Below are 22,341 nucleotides of genomic sequence, written 5' to 3' on the forward strand. Positions count from 1 at the left end.
TCAGCGACTTAATTATTTTATCAAGCTGACAAGTTAATGTCAAGAACTTTTTAAAACAATTTTTCTAACAAATCATCAAGCAAATGATGAAATGTTAGGTGATGTCTAACAGACAACTTAATTATCTTATCGAAGATGTAAGAGCAAGTCAAGCACTTTTTTAAAATAATTTTTGACGTCTTGGATAAGCCGTAAAGCTTGAATCCGTTGACACCGTTGCTCTGTCGCAACAACAAGATATATATTACCAATTAGAATAAAGGTGCGCAACCCCTTTTTACAAAAAAGTTGAATTTTTTTGCTTTTTTTCTGAAATTAGCTTCTTTGCACTGTCAATCCAAGCTTTTTTGTGGGTCGCAATCGTCTTATAGCCTATATGATCACGGTAATTAGTCCAAAAGTGTTTATGTAATATTGGTCGTCCTATTTTTTGTGGATGTAAAGCTCGCATCGATAAACTTATCTTTTGATTATATTCATCAATACCCATTACAATAACATCGACTTTGTCACCCACTTTGTATTGATTATTCAAATCTGACACAAAACCATGCTTTAATTCCGATATGTGTATCAATCCTTGATGCTCATCGTCAATCTTAACGAAAACCCCATATGATTGAATACCTGAAATGGTTCCTGTAATTTTATCTCCTATTCTCACTTAATTTCCTCCTTTTTTCTAATATAAATGTGTGACAATATATCTATAGATTATATAACAGAAAATGGTGACTATGATATGAATAAGAAAATTTATGATATTTCTATTATCGGCGGTGGCCCCGCTGGTATGTTTGCAGCTTACTTTGGACGGTTAAGAAATCTCGATGTTGCTTTAATAGAAAGTTTACCTAAATTAGGAGGACAGCCAGAAACTCTTTACTCTCAAAAGCACATCTATGATATTGCAGCTCTTCCCAAAATATCTGGCAATGACTTAACTAAACAATTGCTTGATCAATTGCAAATTCTCAACTGTGATCAATACCTAGAAACTTCTGTTTCCTCTATTAATAGAAAGGATGACATTTGGGAACTAACTACTAATAAAGAAACTATCTATAGTAAGGCAATTATCATTGCTATTGGTAACGGTGCTTTTAAGCCTAGAAAATTAACCTTTGATTACGACAAAGCACTGGAACAAAACAATCTCGACTATTTTGTTAATAGTATAGAGGATTTTAAAGGCAAAGATGTTTTAGTAGCCGGTGGTGGTGATTCAGCCGTAGACTGGTCAATTGACTTAAATAAGGTCACTCATCATACATCCCTTATCCATAGAAGAAATAAATATCGAGCTATGGAATCTAGTGTCAATAAACTAAATCAATCATCGGTTGAACAATTAAATCCTTACATCATCAAAAACGTTGACTTTAATAAGACTGACAGCTCCAAAATCGATGTCACTTTAAAGATGATCAAATCTGACGAATTAAAGACGGTTACCGCTGATAAACTATTAGTCAATTACGGTTTCGTATCTGACTCAAAAATTTTACGCGATTGGAATTTGGAACTCACTGGTCCTTTCATCAAAGTCTCTCAAGAAATGGAAACTAACTTACCCAATGTATTTGCTATAGGAGATGTTGTTACCTACCCGGGTAAATTGCAATTAATTGCCACTGCTTTTGCTGAAGGACCTATTGCAATCACTAAAGCTTTAAGAAACCTCTATCCTGATAAAGACTACTTTGAACACAGTACTTCTATTTTTGAAAAATAATCTTTAATTTAGCCTGTATTTAAATTTATTTTAAGTTAAGCTGTTATAATGTAGTTTAATTTGAATTTTTGGAGTTGATTTGTTGAGTTACGTGACTAGTCTGATTGATTTCATTCTACATATTGATAGTCATTTAGTTAATATCGTAAATAATTTCGGTCTTTGGACATATTTAATTTTGTTTGTAATCATCTTTATTGAAACTGGTGTGGTCATCTTACCATTCCTACCTGGTGATTCCTTGATTTTTGCAGCTATGGCGTTAGCCGCTAATCCTAAATATGAATTAATTTCATGGGTGTTGTTCCTACTATTCTTAGCAGCCGCCGTTTTGGGAGATTCGATGAACTATGAAATTGGTGAACACTTTGGAGAATATGCAACGAGGAATAAATACCTCAGTAAGTTAATCAATAAGGAGCATTTACACGATGCTCACATCTTCTTTGAGAAACACGGTGGTAAGACTATTGCTATCGGTCGTTTCATTCCTTTGATCAGAACTTTTGTCCCCTTTGTTGCCGGTAGTGGAACCATGCATTACGGTACATTCTTGAAGTTCAATTTCATCGGTGCTTTCTTATGGGTAACCATTTGTTCCCTTGCAGGACATCTATTCGGTAACATCCCTGCAGTTCAGGAACATTTTTCATTGATTATTATCGGAATCGTCTTAGTATCACTTATTCCCGTTTTAATTACCGCTCTTAAAAATAGACGAAAAAAAAGCGTTCAGGATTAATTCCTAAACGTTTTTTTATTGGCTTTCCAAAAATTCAGTCCTTCAAATAAGATAAAGAACAAAATGAAACATTGCGTGAAAAATTCTTCTGGCAAAATATTGATAACCGGATCCCTATTAGGATCAAATAACCAATCACTATTTCTGAATAAAACTTCATGAAAAATCACAAAGAACTCATCAAAATTCAACAACATTAATATTGCTATAACGATACCAACGATACCAATCCATAAAAACATCTTATTAAAACGAGCACGAACTTTTCTAAATTTCGCTACGATCAAACCAGTTCCAATAAACACGCCAAAATTCAATAAGAATAATTTCTTACAATCTTCAAAATGCAACCGTCCGGAAGCAGATGACGTAAAATCACTCAATTGAAACTGCCAATTAAAAGGATTGATCAAATAATTCATCATTTGGGCATAGTTTTTCATAATCGTAGAATACTTCATGCTAACTGCTTGTTCTAAATAATAATGTTTAATGTCAAAGGCAAACAACAAATAACTAGCAAAAATAGTAATCGTAATAGCTGCTGTCAAAATAAAGAACGCTAGTGCAATTGTATAAAACAAGTCTTTTTGGGCATTAGACATCCCACTGATCCAGACTTTCTATTTGGTGAGTTGGCTTAATCTTCTCTTTGTCGATATCGGCATGTGTACTGACGCCAGTATTGACCCACAAAGTATCAACCTTTGCACTGATTCCCGCTTTGATATCAGTATTGTAGTTATCGCCTACCATTACTGAAGTCTTAGGATCAAAGTCCTTTTCTTTAGCAGCAAAGAAAATCATATCTGGTTCTGGTTTACCAATATAATGAGCTCTTTGTTGGGTGGCAGTTTCAACTAGTGAAATAACTGAACCAGCACCAGGCACTAGTCCTCTTTCATTAGGTAAATTAGTATCGGCATTAGTACCGATAAAGAAAGCACCCTTTTTAATGGCCAAAGTAGCCACTTCAAACTTATGATATGTAACATCGTAATCTAATCCAACAATTACAACGTCAGGATTGTCTTCATTTAGCTTAATTCCAGTATTAAATACAGCACTCTTTAGTCCATACTCACCGATGACGTAAGCGCTGTGATTCGTAATATCATCATCAAACATATTTTGAATATATGCTGCCGTAGCAAGTGATGGTGTAACAACTTGTTCTGGTGTAGCTGTGATTTGATGGTTGTTGACCAAATTATTGGCCACTTGTTGTGGAGTTTTAGTCGTATTATTCGTTAAGAAATAATAATCAGCACCAGCTTGGTTCAAATTATCGATGAAAACACGAGCTTCAGGAATCTTTTCCTTTCCACGATACATTGTTCCATCTAAATCAATTAAATATGTTTGATACTTCATTTATTCTTTTCACCTATTTTTCTAATTTTAAAAGTCTTCTTGGCACTGACAGTTGTCTTCTTGTGTCTAGTTGGCTTTCTTCTGTGTTGATTGTTGTGGGGCCTATTTTTACTGTTATTTTTGACAAACTTATTAGTTCTCGTCTTGAAACGATGGTTAGTTCGACGATGATTGTTGTTTTTAAGTGGTGCCTTCTTGACCTTTTCCAAAACAAAATAAGCACAACCAAAATTACAATACTCTAATAGGTAGTCTTCTAAATGTGAAATACGATTATCTAGTGTACTCTCTTTGCGTTGGTCTTCGTAAAAACCTTTAAAACGCAATTGATCGTATCCCCAATCACCAACAATATAATCATATTTATCTAAAACGTTGTTGTAACGTTCTTCGATTCTTTCTTCATTAAAACCACTATCGTGGTTTTCAACTATTTTATATTGCGTTTTATTAATAGCAACTAAATCATCAGCCAACTTAATTACGTCAGCTACTTTTGGAACATTTTTTTCCTCAACGTCCTGCAAATAATCACCTCAAATCGGATATTTCTTTCTTAAATAATCTCCGAATACGCTCCGCAAAAATTTAGGATACAAGATTTCATTATTCCCTGCAATCTCAATTGATGGAAAATAAGGGACAAATAAATAATGATCCAATAATGCCAAAGTATACTCTTTATTCTTTTCTAATTCTTGACCGTTGATATAAACATTACGTTTATTGTCAATCGTTATTCCTCGATAAACTAGTTCGCCAAATATCTTACCACGAAATCCCATCCCTTTTTGAACATGGTTACGAAGATATAGACGATTCTTTTCCATTTCCATAACTAAACGCCAGACATTATCGCCTGTCATAGTAGTTTTCATAACATGAATTGCGTGTGGTAAAATGTCATGAAGATTTTTTTGAGTAACGATTCCCTTTGGCAAATCACTCAAAAATAGTCCTGAACTTAAAACTGCAACATCAGTGTCAGCGAATTCTTGAACTGCAGACAAAGCTTCATTTATGATTGAATTAGGAGCTTGATAATCAGCACTCAAAGATTCAGGCAAATTAGCAATCTTCTTCTGATCAAGCAATTTTTCACCCAGATCAAATTGACTCTTGATCCAAGTTTTGTCTTCTGAAAGCGTTGGCAAAGTATCAGTTTTAGTGGTAAAAGCTGACTTATCAATAACCTTTTTCTTATCATCTAGCTCTAAATTAATAGTACCGATATTTTGACCGTACTTTCCAGCCGCAGCTAACAAAACACCGTTATCCATCTCGCCTTTAGGGAACAAATGATGCGTATGAGCACCAATGATAACATCAATCTCTGGACGTTTGCTAGCAATTAATCTATCCATGGAAACACCTAAATGTGATAGTAAAATTATGATGTCGCAGTCTTTTACTAGTTCTAAAGATTTAGGCAACATTTCTTGAACCAGACGAATGTCCCAATCTAATAAAGGATAAGTCAAGATATAAGGTGCCGTTAATCCGATAACGCCAATCTTCGTACCTTTTTTGGTTTCAATAATTTTACTAGCTTGGGCAAAATCTGCCAAACGTGATGGATTTTTTTCAAAAACATTGTTCAAGATAACGGGAAAATTAGCACGATCGTATAGATGCTCTAAATGTTCATGACTGTTGCCCAACCCTTCGTTATTACCAATCGTCACAGCATCATAATGTAACTGGTTCATCCATTCGATGTTTTTTTGACCATTAGTTGCCTCTGACAAAGGATGAGCCCGATCCATGGCATCCCCAATATCAAATAAATAAAACTCATCGGCAGTACTATCTTTTCTAGATTGTTCAATGAAACGTTTGATTCTTGGAAAGTTCTCAAAGTGTGAATGTAAATCATTCGTATGAACTATTTGAATTTTCTCCATAATATCCTACTTTCTTTGTAATCTAGCTAAGTCCTTTTTCTTCTTATCATACATTTCCAAAACCTCTTCACCACGTAAAGGTGAACCCCATGGCAAATCCTCTGACAAATAGTCACGTTCTGGAGCATCGACTCCGACATTGATATTTTCAGCAATCGGCACTGCATAATGATGAATGTGACCATGAAGATTGATGATTTTTTCAACCTTACCTAATAACAAAGGATAATGAGTACAATAAAATTGATGATGGTCAAACTTCAATAAGGCACCAACATCTTCAAATTCAAAGCGTTTTTTGCCGTCGGACAGAATTTCATTATGCTTATCTAGAAATTTGAATAAGGAACGATAATCATGGTTACCCTTGATCAAAGTCATATGTCCATTCAATTGACGTAACATATCATAAGTTTCTTCATCGGTTGGTGTATTTTGAGGACGCATAGAAATGTCACCTAGGTGATAAACTCGATCGTTTTCATCTACGCGACTATTCCAAGCATCGATCATGGCTTGATTCATTTCATCAACGTTACCAAAATGACGTGGTGCAAAGTTATTTGGTTGCAACAATTGATAATGATAAAAATGCGTATCTGCTATAAAATAATTCATTACTCAGCACTATCCTCTGTGGTGATGTGATTAGCCTTCAAGATTTCATTAAAGGCATCCAATACTTTACCCTTTGGTTTTTTATACTCAACCCATTCTGTTAATTCCATTGGTGGAACTGTATAATTTTGATTAACGTAATCTTCGTAAACGCTAACGGCTGAAGAATGTGGGATATTAAGTTTTAGAATTCTAACTTCCTTGATCAATCCTAATTCAGCAGCTTTTTCAGCTCGACCGTTCATTACGATATTGGCAAGCTCATAATACTTAGTTCCGTCATTACGAGTTATTTGCTCAATCATATCTAATGTTTGTTTTTCATTATTCATTAATAAATACCTCACATTTCACTACTTACTCTAGTATATAATATCTAAAAAGTTAGGGAGTTAATTATGATTTCAAAAAGTTTCCAAATTTTTAAAGTATCACTAGCTTTGTTAATTTTCTTCTTTGCCAGTGGTTTCACCGTTATTGGCCATCGTGGCGACCCTATCAACGCCCCAGAAGAAACTTTTGAAAGTATCGACAAAGCCTTTGATGAAGGTGCTGATTATGTCGAATTAGATATCCACGTCTCAAAGGATAATGTCTTAGTTATTTCCCACGATCGTGATCTAGAAAGAGTCACCGGTACTTCAGCCATCGTTTCTCAACACAATTTTTCCGAATTAGCTCAGTTGACTCAAAAAAATGGTGAACCAATTCATAGTCTGAATCAAATTTTTGAACACTACAAGAATAATCCCAAAGCTAAATTCTTGATCGAAACCAAGAAGACTAAAAAGGGTAATCCACAAAATATGGAAGAATTACTAAAACAAGTCATCGATCAATACAGCATGCAAGACCGAGTAATGTTCCATTCTTTTTCCACCAAAAGTTTGCAAAATGAAGCTGAATTGATGCCTAACATCCCTAGGATTTTCATTGCCGGAACTATTAAGCGAGTTAATTTCGATGTACTTAGTTATGTCAATGGCGTTAACCTTTCATCAAGTATTATTACACCAGAGATTATCAATACGATGCATTTTATGGGTAAAACGATTTATGCTTGGGATGAAATGAATGAAAGCCCACAAAAATGGAATACTTTGATCAATATGCCAATCGACGGTGTAGTTACTAACTACCCTGGAACTGGTAACGAGTATCGTGAACTAAAAGATAGTTCTAAATCAGAGGCACTAAATCAAAATGTCTATTACATGTCAACTAAATCAGAACCTATTTACGAAAATCCCTACCGTTTGATCAAAACTAAAAAACGTGTTAATCCACTTGATGGATACCACATTACTAATATCGTCAAAATAAATGGCGAAAAATACGTTCAGGTTGGTGAAAACCAATTTGCTAATGCAACTGGCTTTAACTCTGAATACTCACTCAGCGACTTGCGACAATACTTCGGTGCTAAAGCTGTGTATCGTTATCAACAGCCAAATAATTTACTCTATCAAGAACCAAATACTAATGTCATTAGCAATCGTCTAGAAGCCAACAAGCCGCAACGCATTTTGACAATTCAAAAAGTTGGTTCACAAACGTGGTTGAAACTAAAAGACGGCTGGATCAATGCTAAAAATGTTTTGATTCAATTGAATCCTAATAACTACCTAGGCAACAATTCAAAAGAAAGCTACGAGAACTTACCTAAAGGTCAACGACTTAAAAATATTGATTTATTGGAAAATATTTCTTTTGCTTTACCAACGACTGACCAATCGCTCCAAAATACTGATTTAATCAGAGATTTTAATAATTCATTTATTAATTTCTCGGAAAATTTTGACAGCGATTCCATAAATGAAATATAGGTCGATTAGCCTTTAAGCTCAACCTTTGGTAAAATGAAAAAAACTTCATGTGGAGGTCATAGAAAATATGTCGATAGATTGGGAGAAAGAGGTTGCACATCGTTCAGATGAATTGATCAACGATCTTTCTGAATTAGTAAGTATTGATAGTTCTAGAGATACAGAACACAAGACTAGCGATTTCCCACTAGGTCCTGGACCAGCGAAAGCTCTTCAAACATTTTTACATTTTGCAGATCGTGATGGTTTCAAAACTAAAAATGTTGATAACTTGGCTGGAAGAATTGAATTAGGCGACAGTGACGATGCCATTGCTATTTTGTCACACGTAGACGTCGTTCCAAAAGGACCAGGTTGGGAGACTAATCCTTTTGAACCCGTAATTAAAGACGGTAACTTTTATGCTCGTGGTGCCAGTGACGATAAAGGTCCTGGACTTGCTGCTTATTATGCTATGAAAATCATCAAGGAATTGAATTTGCCTACAACTAAGAGCGTACAGTTGATTCTTGGAACTGATGAAGAGAGTGAATGGGTCGGCATCAATCACTACATGGAAAAAGAAAAAATGCCAGAAACTGGTTTCTCACCTGATGCTGAATTTCCTGCTATCAATGGGGAAAAAGGAATCGTATCATTTAGAGTTAACTTCCCTACACCAACAATTGGCTTAGTTAAGAAGTTTAAAGCCGGTATTAGACCTAACATGGTCCCACAAAATGCTGACTGCCAAATCGATCTTAAGGTTATCAGTGCTGACGATTTGAAAGCTAAATTTAACGACTTTCTTGTTGCCAATAAAGAAATCAAAGGTAGTTTAGAAGTAAACGACGATATCGCTGAAATTAGAATCATTGGTAAAGGTGCGCATGCTATGGAACCATTCAATGGCATCAACGCCGCAACTTACTTAGCATCATTTTTAGTAACATTAGACTTAAATGACAGTGAAAAGCTCTACTTCTCATTCATTGCTAATGACTTGCATTTGGATTTTGCTGGTAAACATCTCGGTATCAATAATACTGATGCTGTTATGGGTGATTTGACACTTTCACCTAATATTTATGAATACGATGAAAACAAAGCTAACATCTTGTTGAATATTCGTTATCCAAAAGGTGACACTGGCGAAACTTTGACTGAAAAGATCAACAATCACTTACCAGAAAACGTCACAGCTGTTATTGAAGGACACAACCAACTGCCACATTTCGTAGCTGCTGATGATCCTTTAGTACAAGCCTTAGTTGGTGCTTATCGTGATCACACTGATGACGACACAGAACCATTTACTGTTGGTGGTGGAACTTACGGCCGTATCCTGAAACACGGAATCGCCTATGGTGCAATGTTCCCTGGCGATGAAAATGTTATGCATCAACCTAATGAATATATTAATATTGATAAATTATTGAAGTCGACTGCTATCTATGCAGACGCTATTTACCGCCTAATTAAGTAAATAAAAGAAGTTCTGTTGGACATAATTTCGACAGAACTTTTTTTGTTTTTACACTTCTAAATCAAATTTATTATATAATTACGGTATGTAACTTTTTAAGGGAGCTTATTTTAAAGTGAAAAATTTATGGAATAGCATTGTCAACAGCTTCAAAAGTATTAAAAGCTGGTCTGACTTTGCTAAGAAAGCTAATCTAACGATTGAAGTTATTCGCCGAATTATTCTTTATTCCATTGCCGGAATTTTGATTCTTTTGAGCTTAGCTATCGGTCTTGGTACAGGTTACGTATCTGCTTTGACGAGTCAAGTCGAAGTACCTACTAAACAAGAAATGAAATCAGAACTTCAAGATGTGAATAATTCTGCCACACTGTACTTTAGTGATGGTTCGAAGGTCGATAATTTACAAAAAGACCTTCAAGGTAAGAAAATTTCATTATCTGAAATGTCGCCTTATTTGAAAAAAGCTATCGTAGCTACTGAAGATAGTGATTTTTATCGTCATAAAGGTGTCGTTCCTAAGTCAATTTTTAGAGCCATTATTTCTGACATTACTGGAATCGGTGCTCAAACTGGTGGTTCCACTTTGACCCAACAAACAGTTAAAATGCAGATGCTATCATCTGAAACTACTTGGAAACGTAAAGCGGTCGAAATTTTCTTAGCCATGCGTGTTGATAAATACTTCTCTAAAGATGAAATTCTAGAAGATTATTTAAACGCTGCAACTTTCGGTGCTAATAACAAGGGACAAAATATTCAAGGTGTTCAAGCTGCTGCTAAAGGTCTCTTTGGTAAAAATGCAAGCGACTTAAATATTGCTGAATCGGCTTTTATCGCCGGTTTGCCTCAAAGTCCTTCCGTCTACACACCTTATAATCGTGTCGTCTCAGGAACAAATGGTACTAAACAACGTGGTGGTTTCAAAGATGACATGAGCCTTGGTATGAAACGTAAAGATATCGTTCTTTATCGAATGTATCGTGACAATCAAATTACTGAAGCTCAATACAATCGTGCCAAAAAATTTAATTTGAAAAAAGACTTCTTAAAACCAGCTAAAGCTAGTTCTAAAGAAATCAAATATGGTTATATTTATAATCTTTTAACTGAACAAACCAGAACTATTTTAATGAAACGTTTGGCTAAAAGCGATGGCGTCAAATACAGTGATGTCAAAAAGGATAAAAACCTTTACGAAAGATATTACACACAAGCAAATACTGAATTGCACAACAAGAACTACAAGATCTACAGTACGATCGACAAGAAATTGTATGATGCTATGAATGAACAGGCTCAACAGTTTAAAGGCAATTTAGGAACTACACATACTGGTTCCGGAACTGATGCTAATACTGGTCAGACTATTAAAGTTTCCGAACCGGTTCAAAATGGTTCCGTCTTATTAGATAACAAAACTGGTCAAGTGCTTTCCTTCGTCGGTGGAGTCAATTTCAAGAAATCACAATTGAATCACGCCTTTAATACGCAAAGATCCCCTGGTTCATCTATTAAGCCTTTGATCACTTTTGGACCTGCAATTGAAAATGGACTTATCGGTTCGCAAACTATGCTGGCTGACTTCAAGACCAGTTTTGGTAAGTATGCTCCAACTGATTACGGTCAAACTATTCAAAATCGTTTCGTATCAGCTAGAGAAACTTTGGAAGAATCGTACAACATTCCTTCTGTCAATTTGTATAATTATTTGAAACAACAAGGTGTCAGTTCCAAGAAATATATGTCGAAAATGGGAATAAACTTGAGCAATAAGGAATATAATCAACTAGGTATTACTCTAGGTGGTACTGAAAATGGTGTCACTGTACTCCAACAAGCTAGTGCTTTCTCTACTTTTGCAAACAAAGGTGTCCACGTTGATCCTTATGTCGTCAAAAAAGTTACCGATCCAACTGGTAAGACAGTTTACAAGCATAAAGGTTCAAAGACCCGTGTCTTCTCTAAACAAACTTCTTACATTATTAAAAACATGTTGCACGGCGTCGTTACTAAAGGTACCGCTTCTGCTCTTTCTTATGAGGCTAACTTCAATACTAAGAACCTCTTTGGTAAGACTGGTACATCAAACGATTACCGTGATAACTGGTTCATTGGAAGTACTGATGGCATGACGTTAGCATCATGGATCGGATACGATAATTTCTATCATGATAATTACAACCTTGCTAGTAACTCGACTGATATAAACCAAGAACTCTGGGCAAAAATGGCGAATGCTTTATATGACGAAAATAAATCAGTCTTTAATGTTAATAAGTCATTCAAAAAACCTAGTGGAGTTAAATCTTACAAAGTAGATAAAGAAACCGGTACTCGTACTGGTTCAATCGAATACAATGGTATAACTACGAAAGTAAATCAACATACGACTAATTCGCTTTACTACAAGGGACGTCCTGAAGCTATGTCTTATAATAATTTTGCCATCGGTGGTAAATCTAAGAATTATAAATTATTCTGGGATCACTACTTTGGACGTAGCAACAGTTATTCGGTCGTTAAACAGTTAGGTGAAAGCACCAAATCATCCAGCGAATTAGCTAGTGAAAATGGTAGTGGTAGAACTTCAGGCTTCAGCAATAGCACTAATAATAGTGGTTCTTCTGAAGTAACAACAGGATCTTCTACAACTAGATCAAGTACTACTAATTCAACCACTTCAAACGGTTCAACCGAAACAGGTACTGGATCATCATCTGGTTCCGGTTCTAGCTCCGGTGGTTCAAGTTCAAATTCAAATTCTAGTTCGAATTCCAATACTGAATTAGAAACTGGTGGTAGTTCCAGTCAGGAATCCGCCGGTACAACTGGTGACACTGGCACCGGCAACGCTGAAACTGGTACCACTGCTACAGAAAATTAATCTCATAACTCTAGCGATCATTTGATTGCTAGAGTTATTTTTTTACAATTAACAAACTGTGATAGAATAAAAACGTTACTTTTATTAAGGAGAAATTTATGTATTTTAGTCCAAGCTTTTTACAAAATACTTTATACATTGTTGCTGCAATTTTGGTTATTTTCATCTTGGCAGTGATTATTTATAAAATTAAACATAACGTTAAAATTTGGGATAAGTCGATGACTTTGGCTTCCATCGTCTTGTTAAATACCCTCTATTCAATTCTAGGTGGATTTATTAATTTACCTTACACATTAAGTTCCGTTGTTACTGGTGGTCTATCCTTAGTGGCTTTTGGTTACATCGTGGTTATCATCTGGGATTTACATAAACAACGAAAAATTAATGAGAAATAAAAAAACTTGTATTGCCTAATTTTTTGGACAATACAAGTTTTTATTTTAATTATGATTTATTTTGTTGAACCACGTTTTACAATGCTGTATGGCAACTTGATAGTGTTGTCATCGATTTGTTCTTGGTTCATCATCTTAGTCAATAGACGCATAGCAACCGCACCGATATCGTACAATGGTTCTTCGATTGAACTCATCTTGGGACGTGTAACTTCACAAAGAATCGTGTCATTACTTGTAATCAATTCAAAATCATCAGGAATCTTAACGCCGGCCTTGACAGCTGAGTTCAAAATACCTGAAGCTAGCAAATCATCTGTTACATACGCTGCTGTGGCACCACTACTGTGAACAGCATCCCAAATTGCTTCTCCAGCTCTTACTGAATATTCTGCTTCAAAAACTAAATTAGATGAGAAATTAAGATGTGCTTTCTTCAAGGCCTTCTTATAACCGTCTAGTCTATATTTACCGTCAATAGGATTTTCAAGACTGCCACCCACAAAGGCAATCTTCTTGTGACCATTTTGTGTTAATTGACCAACGACACTAGCTACAGCATCAGTGAAATCAATATTTACACTGGCACTTTCATTATTCTTATCGACTGAACCAGCCAAAACGATTGGTGTCTTTGAATTTGCAAGGATACGCTTTAGTTTCTTAGACAATTGTTTGCCCATGTAAATAAGTCCGTCAACTTGTTTTGATAACAAATTATTCAGGATTTGTTCTTCATCACCAACAGATTCTTGTAAACTAGTTAAAATGATATTGTACTTGTACATTGAAGCAACATCATCGATACCCTTTGCCAAAGATGCAAAATACAAATTAGTAATATCTGGCAAAATTACTCCAATTGTTGTACTCTTCTTACTTGCAAGACCACGGGCTACCGCATTTGGACGATAATTCAAACGATCGATTACTTCCAAAACACGCTTTCTAGTTTCTTCTTTTACATTGGCGTTTCCGTTCACTACACGTGAAATTGTTGCCATTGAAACGTTGGCAGCCTCGGCTACGTCATAGATTGTTACTACTTTTTTCTCCATTAATATTCACTCTCTCAAACAATATTTTCATTAATTATCTCTAATCTATCAAAAAAGTTTACATTTTGCAAGCGGTTTCTACATTATTGTTGCATGTTTTCATATTTTTTCAAAAAGAAAACCATTTTCACTGAATATGAGCATGTATTGATAAACTCTTTTGAAAAAGATTAATACACTACTACTGAATAGATTTGCCCTTGAATGATATACTATTTATAAATATTGTCGTAAAGGAGCATTTTCATGAAGAAACAATTATTAGCACTACAAGAATACTTAGCACAAAATGGACTTGATGCAGCTTATGTCTCAAATCCAAACGACATTCACTATTTTACCGGTTTTTACAGTGATCCGGTAGAGCGAATTCTTGCACTATTAGTTTTCCCTGACAAAGCCCCCTTTGTTTTTGCACCTCAACTTGAAGTCGAAGCTGTTAAAGAAGTTGGTTGGGACAAGGATGTTTTCGGATATCTCGACCACGAAGATCCATTTGCTTTAATGGCTAGTCATATTAAAGATGTTGCCGGCAATCCTGTTAAATGGGCCATCGAAAAAGATGACATGTCAGTTCAAAAACTCGAAGCTCTAACTAATCAATTCCCAGATGCAACTTTCCCCGTTAACCTATCTCGTTATATGGAAAATGCCAAATTAATCAAAACACCTGAAGAAATTGAAGAACTAAAAGCTGCCGGTGCCGAAGCTGATTACGCTTTTACAGTAGCTTTTAACGCCATCAAAGAAGGACGTACTGAACAAGAAATCGTTGCTGAAATCGAATATGCAATGATGAAAAAAGGCGTTATGCACATGAGTTTTGACACTATCGTTCAAGCTGGTGCTAATGCTGCTAATCCACACGGTGGTCCTGAAAAGAACCCTGTTAAAAAAGACGAATTGATTTTGTTTGATCTTGGTACAGTTCACAACGGTTATATCAGTGATGCTTCTAGAACCGTGGCTTTCGGCCAACCTGACGCAAAATCACTCGACATCTATAAAGTAGACCTAGAAGCTCAATACGCTGCCATGGACGCTGCTAAGCCTGGTATTACAGCTGCTGAATTAGATAAGGTTGCCCGTGACATCATTACCAAGGCTGGTTATGGTGAATACTTCATCCACAGACTAGGCCATGGTATGGGAACTTCAGAACACGAATTCCCTTCAATCATGGAAGGAAACGACATGGTTCTAAAACCAGGTATGTGCTTCTCAATTGAACCCGGAATCTACATACCAAATGTGGCTGGTGTTAGAATTGAAGATTGTGTTTACATCACTGAAGATGGTTTCGAACCATTCACACATACAAGTAAAGAATTGAAATATATCAAATAATTCGTAAATATATAAGACATTATGGGAATCGTATTACTAGATTCTAATAATGTCTTTTTTATGTCATTATTTTATTCGCTCCAGTACATCAAAATAGCATCTATTCAGATATTCTTAGACCAGAAATCTGAATAGATGCTATTTACCTTTTTATATTAAAATTAGAACCACTATCTAGTCCGGAATAGCAAAGCAAATTGGCTCAAATGTGAAATTATTCTTAGCAATTTATTGCTTAGAATAAGGTCGAGCTTGAAGACTTTGCCCGGTTTTGGTCTTAGCAAAGGCTCCAAGTCGTGCCCACATTGTTCCAGCCAAATTTGCTTTGCTATGGAGGACGGAACTTTTAATTAATACTCGAAATTACTTTTCGTTATTTAAATCATCTTCATCAAAAACAATATCAGAAGTATCTTCGTCCTCTTTGATCTTATCAACGGTAGAAGCCATATGATCCTTCAATGCATCCGTCTTCTCATTAAAATGATCAACTAAATCATTATTATTTAGACCAACGCCCCCATTATTGAAGTCGCTGCGAATTGTATTGATATTTTCTAGTAATTTTTGGCCTGACTCGCTAGTTAAATACTTAGAAGCAGCATATCCTGATGCACAACCCAAGGCTAGGCCTAGTAAAAAGTGATTATTTTTCATAATTATTTATTCTTCTTTCTTGGCCAAATCTTGGCAGCTGTTTTTGCAACGGTTGCTAAATTACCGATTGTCATTAAATTTTGGAAATTGAAACCACTGTTTGGCTTTTCTTCAGTAGCCTTAGCAGTCTTTTTACCGATGTTTTCAACGGTATCGAACAAAGGATTCAACTTGTCTGATTTATGATTAACATCTTCTAACAAAGTATTAGTCTTATCAACTAATTTTGTACTTTGATCCATGATTTGTTCAGTATTCTTTGAAAGGACTTCAACCATCTTAGTTGTTTCCTTCATCGTTTCTTGTAATTCTTGAAGCAATTTAGCCGTTTGAACTAAAGTTCTGGCTAAGTATACAACCAATACTACAAAAGCAACGGCTGCAATTAATCCTGCAATTTGTCCACCAGTCATAATATTACCCTCCTATGTTTTAATAGCACTTTCATATTAGCATTATAACAATTTATGGGCAATTAATTACCAATTAATCCAATCTTGCCACTGTTTTTCGAGCTTTTTAATCGCATTGCCTCGATGACTGATTTGATTCTTTTCGTCAATCGACAATTCAGCCATAGTCTTTCCTAATTCTGGTAAATAAAACAATGGATCATAACCAAAACCATCGTCTCCTTGTGGAAATTGGGCAATGATACCTTTTACTTCACCTTCAACGACTAAATCATTTTCATTTTTAGGATTAGCAAAAACTAATGTTGAAACAAAACGCGCATTTCTTTTTTCCTTTGGAACGCCACCCAATTCACTCAATAATTTGGCATTGTTAGCCGCATCATTGTGGTCTCCTGCGTAACGAGCCGAATAGACGCCTGGTTGGCCATAGAGAGCTTTAACTTCCAATCCGGAATCATCAGCAATTACCGGCAAACTAAAGCGTTCCATAACAGCATGAGCCTTAATAGTAGCATTCTCTTCAAAAGTAGTTCCAGTCTCTCTAATTTCTGGAAAATCTGGGAAATCTAATAAAGTTTTCAAAGTAAATTCTTGGTCATTAAAAACACGTTTGAATTCACGAGCTTTACCAGGATTTTTAGTGGCGATAATTATTTCTTTCATTTTTTCCTCCAATTGCGGCTGCATCTTCCAAATCTACTAAATTAATCTCATCGATTTTCACATTTAGCCAACGCTTAGCGAGTTTTGAAAATTCTTCAATATTAGCTGTCGCGTGCAATTGCAAAACTCGTGTTTTGTTATCAGTTAAAAGATCATTGTCTACTAAATACTTTTTAGCCACTTCAACAGTCTTCAACGCAGGATCGACTAATTTAGTATCTGGCAAATAATCATTGATTTGTTTCTTTAACATTGGAAAATGTGTACATCCCAAGACCAATGTATCATAATCATTGTTTTTAAAAGGTTTTAAAGTCGTTTCAATATTTTCTTTGGCTTGTTTAGTATCAGCTGAATCCGATTCGACGATACTGACAAATTTTTGAGCGGCAATGCCTAAAACGTCGGCACTGGGATCAAGATTCTTGATAGTTTCATTGTAACTCTTTGAATTAATCGTTGATTGCGTACCAATAATTCCAATATGATTAGTTTGAGTAACATTGGTGGCCGCTTTAGCACCTGGTTTGATCACGCCAATCATGGGAATCGTAAATTCTTTTTCCATGGCATTCAAGGCTTGAGCTGTAGCAGTATTACAACCATAAATAATCATTTTGACATTTTGACTAATTAAATACTGTACCATTTCTCGAGTATAAGATATGATTTGTTCATGAGTCTTCACTCCATAAGGCATTCTAGCCTCGTCACCAATAAAAATGATACTTTCATTCGGCAATTGACGGATTACTTCTTGGACGACAGTTAAACCACCTAGGCCTGAATCTAATACTCCAATTGGTCTTTGATCACTCATAATATTTACCTCACTTAAGAATTATTTGTACCTATAAAAATAATTATGTGCTATCTTTTACAATAACTTAAAAAGCAATTATTCTAATGATATAATGAATTGTCAGAAAAAGGAGTTATAAGCAATGTCTGCAAAATCTAAAGATATTAATGAATCAACATCAACAGAAGCTCCACAAAAAAATGAAGATACTTTAACAGAAAATTACTTTGCTGTTTCAGTCCTTCGTGATTTTATTCTTCCCGACCTTCTTGATAAAGATACTGTTGAACTACTATACTGGGCAGGTAAAAATCTCAGTCGACAATTAATTCTCGATATGGATAGTTTACCAGAACTATTCCAAAAAGCTGGCTTTGGTAAGTTAGAAATTTCTAAACAAACTCCAAAGAGCTATACTTATAATTTAACTGGTCCAGAAGTCGTTCAACGTTTTGATACTAATAACGATGATCCAGAATTTTCACTGGAAACAGGGATAATTGCTGAAACTGTAGAAAAAACAATTGCAGCTTATTGTTTGGGAACATATACTGTAAACAGTAAAGCCAAAAGCGTTTCAATTAAAATACAAATTGATCGAAACTAAAGTATACACCAAAAAATGATCAAAATGACAGTCACAAAGCTATTTAAATGCTATTTTATGCAAAAAAACTCCACGATTATGTAATCTATAATCGTGGAGTTTTTTAATTATTAGTCTGAATATCCATCTAAAATCTTTGAAAGTTGAGCTTTGTTGTGGAAGCCAGTTAGAGTTTCTACAACCTTGCCATCCTTCTTAATTAGCAATGTTGGAATAGCCATGATTCCAAACTTCTTAGGTGTATCAGGGTTAGCATCAACATCCATCTTTAAAAACTTAACTGAATCGTCATTTTCTGACAATTCTTCAACAACAGGTGATTGCATACGACATGGACCACACCATGTTGCCCAAAAATCTACTAAGACGACGCCATCTTTTGTTTCTTCTTCAAATTCCTTATCTGTTACTTCATCAACCATTTTATTCACTCCTTCAATAAATTCAATACTATCATTACTTATTTATTTTAAAAAAAGATTTGCTTAAAGGTCAACAATTGTTGCCCCGGAACCTCCAGAACTTGCTGGAGCATATCCAAATGACTTCACACGTGGATTGCGTTGCAAGTACTTAGTAACCCCTTTTCTAATCACACCAGTTCCAAAACCGTGGACGATCGTAACTTGGTTATATCCAGCCAAAAGTGCTGAATCAATATATTGATCAAGTTCTGTCATTGCTTCTTCATAGCGTTTACCACGAAGATCTAACTTACTAGACAATCCTGAACTCTTAGTTCTTTTGACCATCGTTGGTTTCTTCTCTGGTTCTGGTTCTTGATTTTGAACTTTTTCTAATTCATCAGCACCAAATTTCATCTTCAAAATACCGAGTTGGACTTCAAACTCATTATTTTTGTTCTTACGAACGATTGTACCAATTTGATCATATTGCAATGACTTAACAGTATCGCCGACCTTTAATTGTTGACGACGCTTGTTACGACGCAATACTCGATTTTTCTTAACGGCTTCATCTTGATGCAAATTCTTCAAACCAGTCTTAGCAGCAATGATTTGGTCTTCCTTAACAGCTACACCATCTTGCTCTAGTTTGTGCAATTTAGCAATGATTTTGTCCGATTCTTTGCGAGCCTTAGAAACGATTTGATTAGCTCTGACTTTAGCAGCTTGAATCTCCGAATTCTTCGACTTGTCTAAAGCATCGCTTTTCTTTTCGTAATCCTTTTGGACATCTTTGTTCTTAGCTAATTGAATCTTTAATTGATCATTTTTTTGCTCAAATTCTTTACGACGGTTCTCCAGATCAGCAATCATATTGTTAAGGTCTTGACTTTCACCGTCCATCAATGCTTGTCCACGATCAACAACGCTCTTGTCCATCCCTAAACGAGCGGCAATACTAAAGGCATTACTTGCACCCGGAATTCCAATCAACAGACGATAAGTTGGTTTCAATGATTTCTCATCAAATTCCATGCTGGCATTGATAGTTTCTGGAGTATTATACGCAAAAATCTTCAATTCTGGATAGTGAGTCGTTGCCATGATAAAGCAGTGCGATTGAGCTAATTTCTCAAGAATGGCAATCGCAATTGCAGCCCCTTCTTGAGGATCAGTTCCGGCACCTAATTCATCGATCAAGACCAAACTATGTTTTGACACTTTGCGAATAATATTGATGATGTTATCCATGTGTGATGAGAAAGTACTCAAGTTTTGTTCAATTGATTGTTCATCACCAATATCAACAAAAACTTCATCGAAGACAGCAATTTCACTTTCTTCACGAGCAGGAATAAACAATCCAGCTTGTGCCATCAATTGAATCAAACCTAAAGTTTTCATCGTAATAGTTTTACCACCAGTATTAGGACCAGTGATCAACATCGTCTTATAACCTTCACCCATCTTAATATCATTAGCTACAACTCTATCTGGGTCGATTAGAGGGTGTTTTGCATTGCGTAGGTCAACTATATGGTCCTTAGAAATAATTGGCTCAGTCGCTTTAATTTCTTTAGCATACTTAGCTTTAGCATTGATCAAGTCGAATTGAGCCAAAACTTCATTATTTTCTAAAATTTCATCAATTTGAGGACGGACTAAATCAGATAATTTATTTAAAATTCTAATTTCTTCAGCCTTTTCAGAAACTTGTGCTTCATGAAGCTGGTTATTCATCCCCACAACAGCTTGTGGTTCAACATAAAGTGTCTGACCACTGGCACTTTGGTCATGAACGACCCCACCGAATTTAGTCTTGTACTCAGTCTTTACAGGAATAACAAAACGATCATCACGTAAAGTTACTAAATTTTCAGTCAAATATTTAGTATTTTTACCACGAGTATATTGTTCCATCGTGTGACGGATCTGATCATTTAGTCGTGTAATTTGATTACGAATATATTTCAAATCTTCTGAGGCAGTATCCAAGACTCGACCTGTATCATCAAGTGAACGTGCTAGTCGTTTAGTTAATTCTGGATCGTCGATCAAATTGTCATTCAAATCATACAATTGACGCAAATCGAGTTGTTCATCTTTTAAGCCTTCAAAGAATTCTTTTAGTTCACTAGTATTTTGTAAAACTTGGCCAATTTGAGCCAGTTCAGTTCCATTTAAATTACCGTCTTTTTTCAGACGATTGGCTTGATCGTGTAAATCAGCCAATTTTCTAACTGGGATCTCACCCTTAATCCGAATAATATCAGCACCATCTTTAGTCTGATCGATCAATCTTTGAACGATCGATTCAACTGACATTGGCATTAATTTCTTTAAGAGAGTTTTCCCACGTGTCGTGATTAGATATTTGGCAATCTCAGCTTTGATTTTGTCAAATTCCAATACTTTCAAAGCTTTATTATTCATACATCTCTCCTATTACAAAATAAGACTGAAACAAACGTCTCAGTCTTAAAGTTTAGATAGCTCCAATCCACAAATGACTAAGTAGATTCGTCAAAACCGGCGTACTCTTAATCATTGTCGAAGCTATAAATGAATGTTGCAAAGCATGTTGAATACCGCTCACCGGTACCATTGCCATCATTAACAAGACCATGAAAATGGCCACGTAAGTAACGACAAAAGCGATGATTCCTCCACTTAAAATATTGATGTCATTGTACATTGGAAAATATGTCAAACGCTTAAAATAAAGTCCAGCAAATCTAACGATGATCCAACCAATGAAACATACAAAAATAAAAGCAAAAGCGCGGTAAAATGCATTATCCAATTCCATACCAACTTTTATTGAGAAAAAGGCAAACTCACTGCCTAAATTAGCCGAAGGATATGGTACTAACATTTCAAACTTAGGCCCTAGTGTCTTAAAAGTCACCAATGCCAAAGCAAAGAACAGTACATATCCGACCGCATAAAATGCCTCCATGGCAAGTCCTCGGCGAGCGCCAATATAAAAACCATATATCAAAAGTAAAATAAGTAACAGACTCAGCATTATTTCCCCTTACTTCAATCATGCTCAATAGCGAATTTATAAATCATAGGACTAGATACAATCAAACGATTGGCAAATGCCAATCGTTAAGTGTTTTGCTTTATTGATCTTCGTCACTTGTGAAGGTGTTCAAAACTTCTTGAACCATATCCCATTCTTGTGGATCTTCGATTGGATCTAAATCTCCAGCATCGACGTCTCCATTTTCGTCAGGTGTAAATGAAAATGCTTGGATTTCGATCTCTTCATCATCTTCACTAGCCTTAGGATATAGGAATACATATGACTTACCATAGTCGTCTGATTCAAAAGTAAAAAGAATTTTATAAACTTCTTCATTACCTTGGTCATCACTTAAAATAACTTCATCTAAATCTTTTGGTGGTTGTTTTTCACTCATGTTTATC

23 protein-coding genes and 1 pseudogene are annotated in these 22,341 nt (G+C 35.5%); 8 read left to right on the plus strand and 16 right to left on the minus strand.

Translation table 11 applies throughout. The features are described from left to right. Positions 1–277: 277 nt before the first annotated feature. Positions 278–664 (minus strand): CvfD/Ygs/GSP13 family RNA-binding post-transcriptional regulator, encoded by a 387-nt coding sequence (locus FC88_RS02325; RefSeq protein ID WP_057812384.1) that lies wholly within the window; start codon positions 662–664, stop codon positions 278–280. 78 nt (positions 665–742) lie between these two features. On the opposite strand from FC88_RS02325, the gene FC88_RS02330 reads away from it, so the two are divergent. Together FC88_RS02330 and FC88_RS02335 are read left to right on the plus strand one after the other, a co-directional pair. Beyond that, positions 743–1,735: an NAD(P)/FAD-dependent oxidoreductase gene (locus FC88_RS02330; RefSeq protein WP_057812386.1), complete on the plus strand. Its 993-nt coding sequence runs from the start codon at positions 743–745 to the stop codon at positions 1,733–1,735. Positions 1,736–1,826: 91 nt separating this feature from the next. Continuing rightward, positions 1,827–2,477: a DedA family protein gene (locus FC88_RS02335; RefSeq protein WP_057812442.1), complete on the plus strand. Its 651-nt coding sequence runs from the start codon at positions 1,827–1,829 to the stop codon at positions 2,475–2,477. On the opposite strand, the gene FC88_RS02340 is transcribed toward FC88_RS02335, so the two are convergent. Genes FC88_RS02340 through FC88_RS02365 form a run of 6 tightly spaced genes read right to left on the minus strand, consistent with a single transcriptional unit; the run spans position 2,474 to position 6,705 of the window. Then, positions 2,474–3,082, minus strand: coding sequence for a TIGR01906 family membrane protein (locus tag FC88_RS02340; protein WP_057812388.1), 609 nt, complete (start codon positions 3,080–3,082; stop codon positions 2,474–2,476). The two genes, FC88_RS02335 and FC88_RS02340, sit on opposite strands and share 4 nt — an antisense overlap. Continuing rightward, on the minus strand, positions 3,075–3,851 hold the full coding sequence (locus tag FC88_RS02345; RefSeq protein ID WP_057812391.1) for a TIGR01457 family HAD-type hydrolase: 777 nt from the start codon (positions 3,849–3,851) through the stop codon (positions 3,075–3,077). The genes FC88_RS02340 and FC88_RS02345 overlap by 8 nt, the downstream gene beginning before the upstream one ends. Next, complete coding sequence (locus FC88_RS02350; RefSeq protein WP_057812392.1) at positions 3,848–4,378, minus strand: YutD family protein; 531 nt, start codon at positions 4,376–4,378, stop codon at positions 3,848–3,850. Before FC88_RS02350 ends, FC88_RS02345 begins: the two co-directional genes overlap by 4 nt. A 9-nt stretch (positions 4,379–4,387) precedes the next feature. After that, positions 4,388–5,755, minus strand: a complete 1,368-nt coding sequence (locus tag FC88_RS02355; protein ID WP_057812394.1) for a bifunctional metallophosphatase/5'-nucleotidase — start codon at positions 5,753–5,755, stop codon at positions 4,388–4,390. 6 nt (positions 5,756–5,761) lie between these two features. Further along, positions 5,762–6,373, minus strand: coding sequence for a metallophosphoesterase (locus FC88_RS02360; protein ID WP_057812396.1), 612 nt, complete (start codon positions 6,371–6,373; stop codon positions 5,762–5,764). Continuing rightward, positions 6,373–6,705 (minus strand): hypothetical protein, encoded by a 333-nt coding sequence (locus FC88_RS02365; protein WP_057812399.1) that lies wholly within the window; start codon positions 6,703–6,705, stop codon positions 6,373–6,375. The genes FC88_RS02360 and FC88_RS02365 overlap by 1 nt, the downstream gene beginning before the upstream one ends. 66 nt (positions 6,706–6,771) lie before the next feature. Between FC88_RS02365 and FC88_RS02370 the strand changes: the two genes are divergently transcribed. The 4 genes from FC88_RS02370 (at position 6,772) to FC88_RS02385 (ending at position 12,949) form a co-directional block, all read left to right on the plus strand. Further along, positions 6,772–8,199: a glycerophosphodiester phosphodiesterase gene (locus FC88_RS02370; RefSeq protein WP_057812401.1), complete on the plus strand. Its 1,428-nt coding sequence runs from the start codon at positions 6,772–6,774 to the stop codon at positions 8,197–8,199. 67 nt (positions 8,200–8,266) lie between these two features. Continuing rightward, on the plus strand, positions 8,267–9,664 hold the full coding sequence (gene pepV, locus FC88_RS02375; RefSeq protein WP_057812403.1) for a dipeptidase PepV: 1,398 nt from the start codon (positions 8,267–8,269) through the stop codon (positions 9,662–9,664). Positions 9,665–9,779: 115 nt separating this feature from the next. Beyond that, positions 9,780–12,551, plus strand: a complete 2,772-nt coding sequence (locus FC88_RS02380; RefSeq protein WP_057812405.1) for a transglycosylase domain-containing protein — start codon at positions 9,780–9,782, stop codon at positions 12,549–12,551. A gap of 98 nt (positions 12,552–12,649) precedes the next feature. After that, positions 12,650–12,949, plus strand: a complete 300-nt coding sequence (locus FC88_RS02385) for a hypothetical protein (RefSeq protein ID WP_057812408.1) — start codon at positions 12,650–12,652, stop codon at positions 12,947–12,949. 56 nt (positions 12,950–13,005) lie between these two features. On the opposite strand, the gene ccpA is transcribed toward FC88_RS02385, so the two are convergent. Further along, entirely contained in the window at positions 13,006–14,007 is a 1,002-nt protein-coding gene (ccpA, locus tag FC88_RS02390) for a catabolite control protein A (RefSeq protein WP_010018767.1), read from the minus strand. A gap of 246 nt (positions 14,008–14,253) precedes the next feature. On the opposite strand from ccpA, the gene FC88_RS02395 reads away from it, so the two are divergent. Next, a complete protein-coding gene (locus tag FC88_RS02395) occupies positions 14,254–15,354 on the plus strand; it encodes a M24 family metallopeptidase (RefSeq protein ID WP_057812410.1) in 1,101 nt (366 codons plus the stop codon). A 363-nt stretch (positions 15,355–15,717) separates the two neighbouring features. Here the strand turns inward: FC88_RS02395 and FC88_RS02400 are convergent, their stop codons facing one another. The 4 genes and pseudogenes from FC88_RS02400 to murI form a co-directional block, all read right to left on the minus strand. Beyond that, positions 15,718–16,011 carry a hypothetical protein gene (locus FC88_RS02400; RefSeq protein ID WP_057812412.1) on the minus strand — a complete coding sequence of 98 codons (294 nt, stop codon included), beginning with the start codon at positions 16,009–16,011 and terminating at the stop codon, positions 15,718–15,720. 2 nt (positions 16,012–16,013) lie between these two features. Continuing rightward, positions 16,014–16,424, minus strand: a complete 411-nt coding sequence (locus tag FC88_RS02405; RefSeq protein WP_010018764.1) for a DUF948 domain-containing protein — start codon at positions 16,422–16,424, stop codon at positions 16,014–16,016. 66 nt (positions 16,425–16,490) lie between these two features. Next, positions 16,491–17,108 (minus strand): annotated as a pseudogene (locus FC88_RS02410) (XTP/dITP diphosphatase); the annotation flags it as partial. Beyond that, entirely contained in the window at positions 17,065–17,910 is an 846-nt protein-coding gene (gene murI / locus FC88_RS02415; protein ID WP_057812416.1) for a glutamate racemase, read from the minus strand. The gene murI and the pseudogene FC88_RS02410, both read right to left, overlap by 44 nt. A 124-nt stretch (positions 17,911–18,034) precedes the next feature. Between murI and FC88_RS02420 the strand changes: the two genes are divergently transcribed. Beyond that, on the plus strand, positions 18,035–18,499 hold the full coding sequence (locus FC88_RS02420; RefSeq protein ID WP_057812418.1) for a DUF2507 domain-containing protein: 465 nt from the start codon (positions 18,035–18,037) through the stop codon (positions 18,497–18,499). A gap of 110 nt (positions 18,500–18,609) precedes the next feature. On the opposite strand, the gene trxA is transcribed toward FC88_RS02420, so the two are convergent. From trxA to FC88_RS02440, 4 genes are all read right to left on the minus strand, one after another. Beyond that, the gene (gene trxA / locus FC88_RS02425) at positions 18,610–18,921 is read right to left on the minus strand and encodes a thioredoxin (protein WP_057812420.1); all 312 of its coding nucleotides are present in this window, start codon (positions 18,919–18,921) and stop codon (positions 18,610–18,612) included. 63 nt (positions 18,922–18,984) lie between these two features. Continuing rightward, the gene (locus FC88_RS02430; RefSeq protein WP_057812422.1) at positions 18,985–21,339 is read right to left on the minus strand and encodes an endonuclease MutS2; all 2,355 of its coding nucleotides are present in this window, start codon (positions 21,337–21,339) and stop codon (positions 18,985–18,987) included. Between the two features lie 52 nt (positions 21,340–21,391). Continuing rightward, entirely contained in the window at positions 21,392–21,934 is a 543-nt protein-coding gene (locus tag FC88_RS02435) for a CvpA family protein (RefSeq protein WP_083484535.1), read from the minus strand. Between the two features lie 100 nt (positions 21,935–22,034). Further along, positions 22,035–22,334, minus strand: coding sequence for a DUF1292 domain-containing protein (locus tag FC88_RS02440; RefSeq protein WP_057812426.1), 300 nt, complete (start codon positions 22,332–22,334; stop codon positions 22,035–22,037). Between the last annotated feature and the right edge of the window lie 7 nt (positions 22,335–22,341).

The organism is Companilactobacillus futsaii JCM 17355 (assembly GCF_001435505.1).
Taxonomy (GTDB): Bacteria; Bacillota; Bacilli; order Lactobacillales; family Lactobacillaceae; genus Companilactobacillus; species Companilactobacillus futsaii.

Excerpts from the sequence above, each read along its gene's own strand:
- FC88_RS02330 (WP_057812386.1), top strand. The coding sequence starts at position 743 with ATGAATAAGAAAATTTATGATATTTCTATTATCGGCGGTGGCCCCGCT.
- FC88_RS02340 (WP_057812388.1), bottom strand. The coding sequence starts at position 3,082 with ATGTCTAATGCCCAAAAAGACTTGTTTTATACAATTGCACTAGCGTTC.
- FC88_RS02345 (WP_057812391.1), bottom strand. The coding sequence starts at position 3,851 with ATGAAGTATCAAACATATTTAATTGATTTAGATGGAACAATGTATCGT.
- FC88_RS02355 (WP_057812394.1), bottom strand. The coding sequence starts at position 5,755 with ATGGAGAAAATTCAAATAGTTCATACGAATGATTTACATTCACACTTT.
- FC88_RS02360 (WP_057812396.1), bottom strand. The coding sequence starts at position 6,373 with ATGAATTATTTTATAGCAGATACGCATTTTTATCATTATCAATTGTTG.
- FC88_RS02365 (WP_057812399.1), bottom strand. The coding sequence starts at position 6,705 with ATGAATAATGAAAAACAAACATTAGATATGATTGAGCAAATAACTCGT.
- FC88_RS02370 (WP_057812401.1), top strand. The coding sequence starts at position 6,772 with ATGATTTCAAAAAGTTTCCAAATTTTTAAAGTATCACTAGCTTTGTTA.
- pepV (WP_057812403.1), top strand. The coding sequence starts at position 8,267 with ATGTCGATAGATTGGGAGAAAGAGGTTGCACATCGTTCAGATGAATTG.
- FC88_RS02385 (WP_057812408.1), top strand. The coding sequence starts at position 12,650 with ATGTATTTTAGTCCAAGCTTTTTACAAAATACTTTATACATTGTTGCT.
- ccpA (WP_010018767.1), bottom strand. The coding sequence starts at position 14,007 with ATGGAGAAAAAAGTAGTAACAATCTATGACGTAGCCGAGGCTGCCAAC.
- FC88_RS02395 (WP_057812410.1), top strand. The coding sequence starts at position 14,254 with ATGAAGAAACAATTATTAGCACTACAAGAATACTTAGCACAAAATGGA.
- FC88_RS02400 (WP_057812412.1), bottom strand. The coding sequence starts at position 16,011 with ATGAAAAATAATCACTTTTTACTAGGCCTAGCCTTGGGTTGTGCATCA.
- FC88_RS02405 (WP_010018764.1), bottom strand. The coding sequence starts at position 16,424 with ATGACTGGTGGACAAATTGCAGGATTAATTGCAGCCGTTGCTTTTGTA.
- murI (WP_057812416.1), bottom strand. The coding sequence starts at position 17,910 with ATGAGTGATCAAAGACCAATTGGAGTATTAGATTCAGGCCTAGGTGGT.
- FC88_RS02420 (WP_057812418.1), top strand. The coding sequence starts at position 18,035 with ATGTCTGCAAAATCTAAAGATATTAATGAATCAACATCAACAGAAGCT.
- trxA (WP_057812420.1), bottom strand. The coding sequence starts at position 18,921 with ATGGTTGATGAAGTAACAGATAAGGAATTTGAAGAAGAAACAAAAGAT.
- FC88_RS02430 (WP_057812422.1), bottom strand. The coding sequence starts at position 21,339 with ATGAATAATAAAGCTTTGAAAGTATTGGAATTTGACAAAATCAAAGCT.
- FC88_RS02435 (WP_083484535.1), bottom strand. The coding sequence starts at position 21,934 with ATGCTGAGTCTGTTACTTATTTTACTTTTGATATATGGTTTTTATATT.
- FC88_RS02440 (WP_057812426.1), bottom strand. The coding sequence starts at position 22,334 with ATGAGTGAAAAACAACCACCAAAAGATTTAGATGAAGTTATTTTAAGT.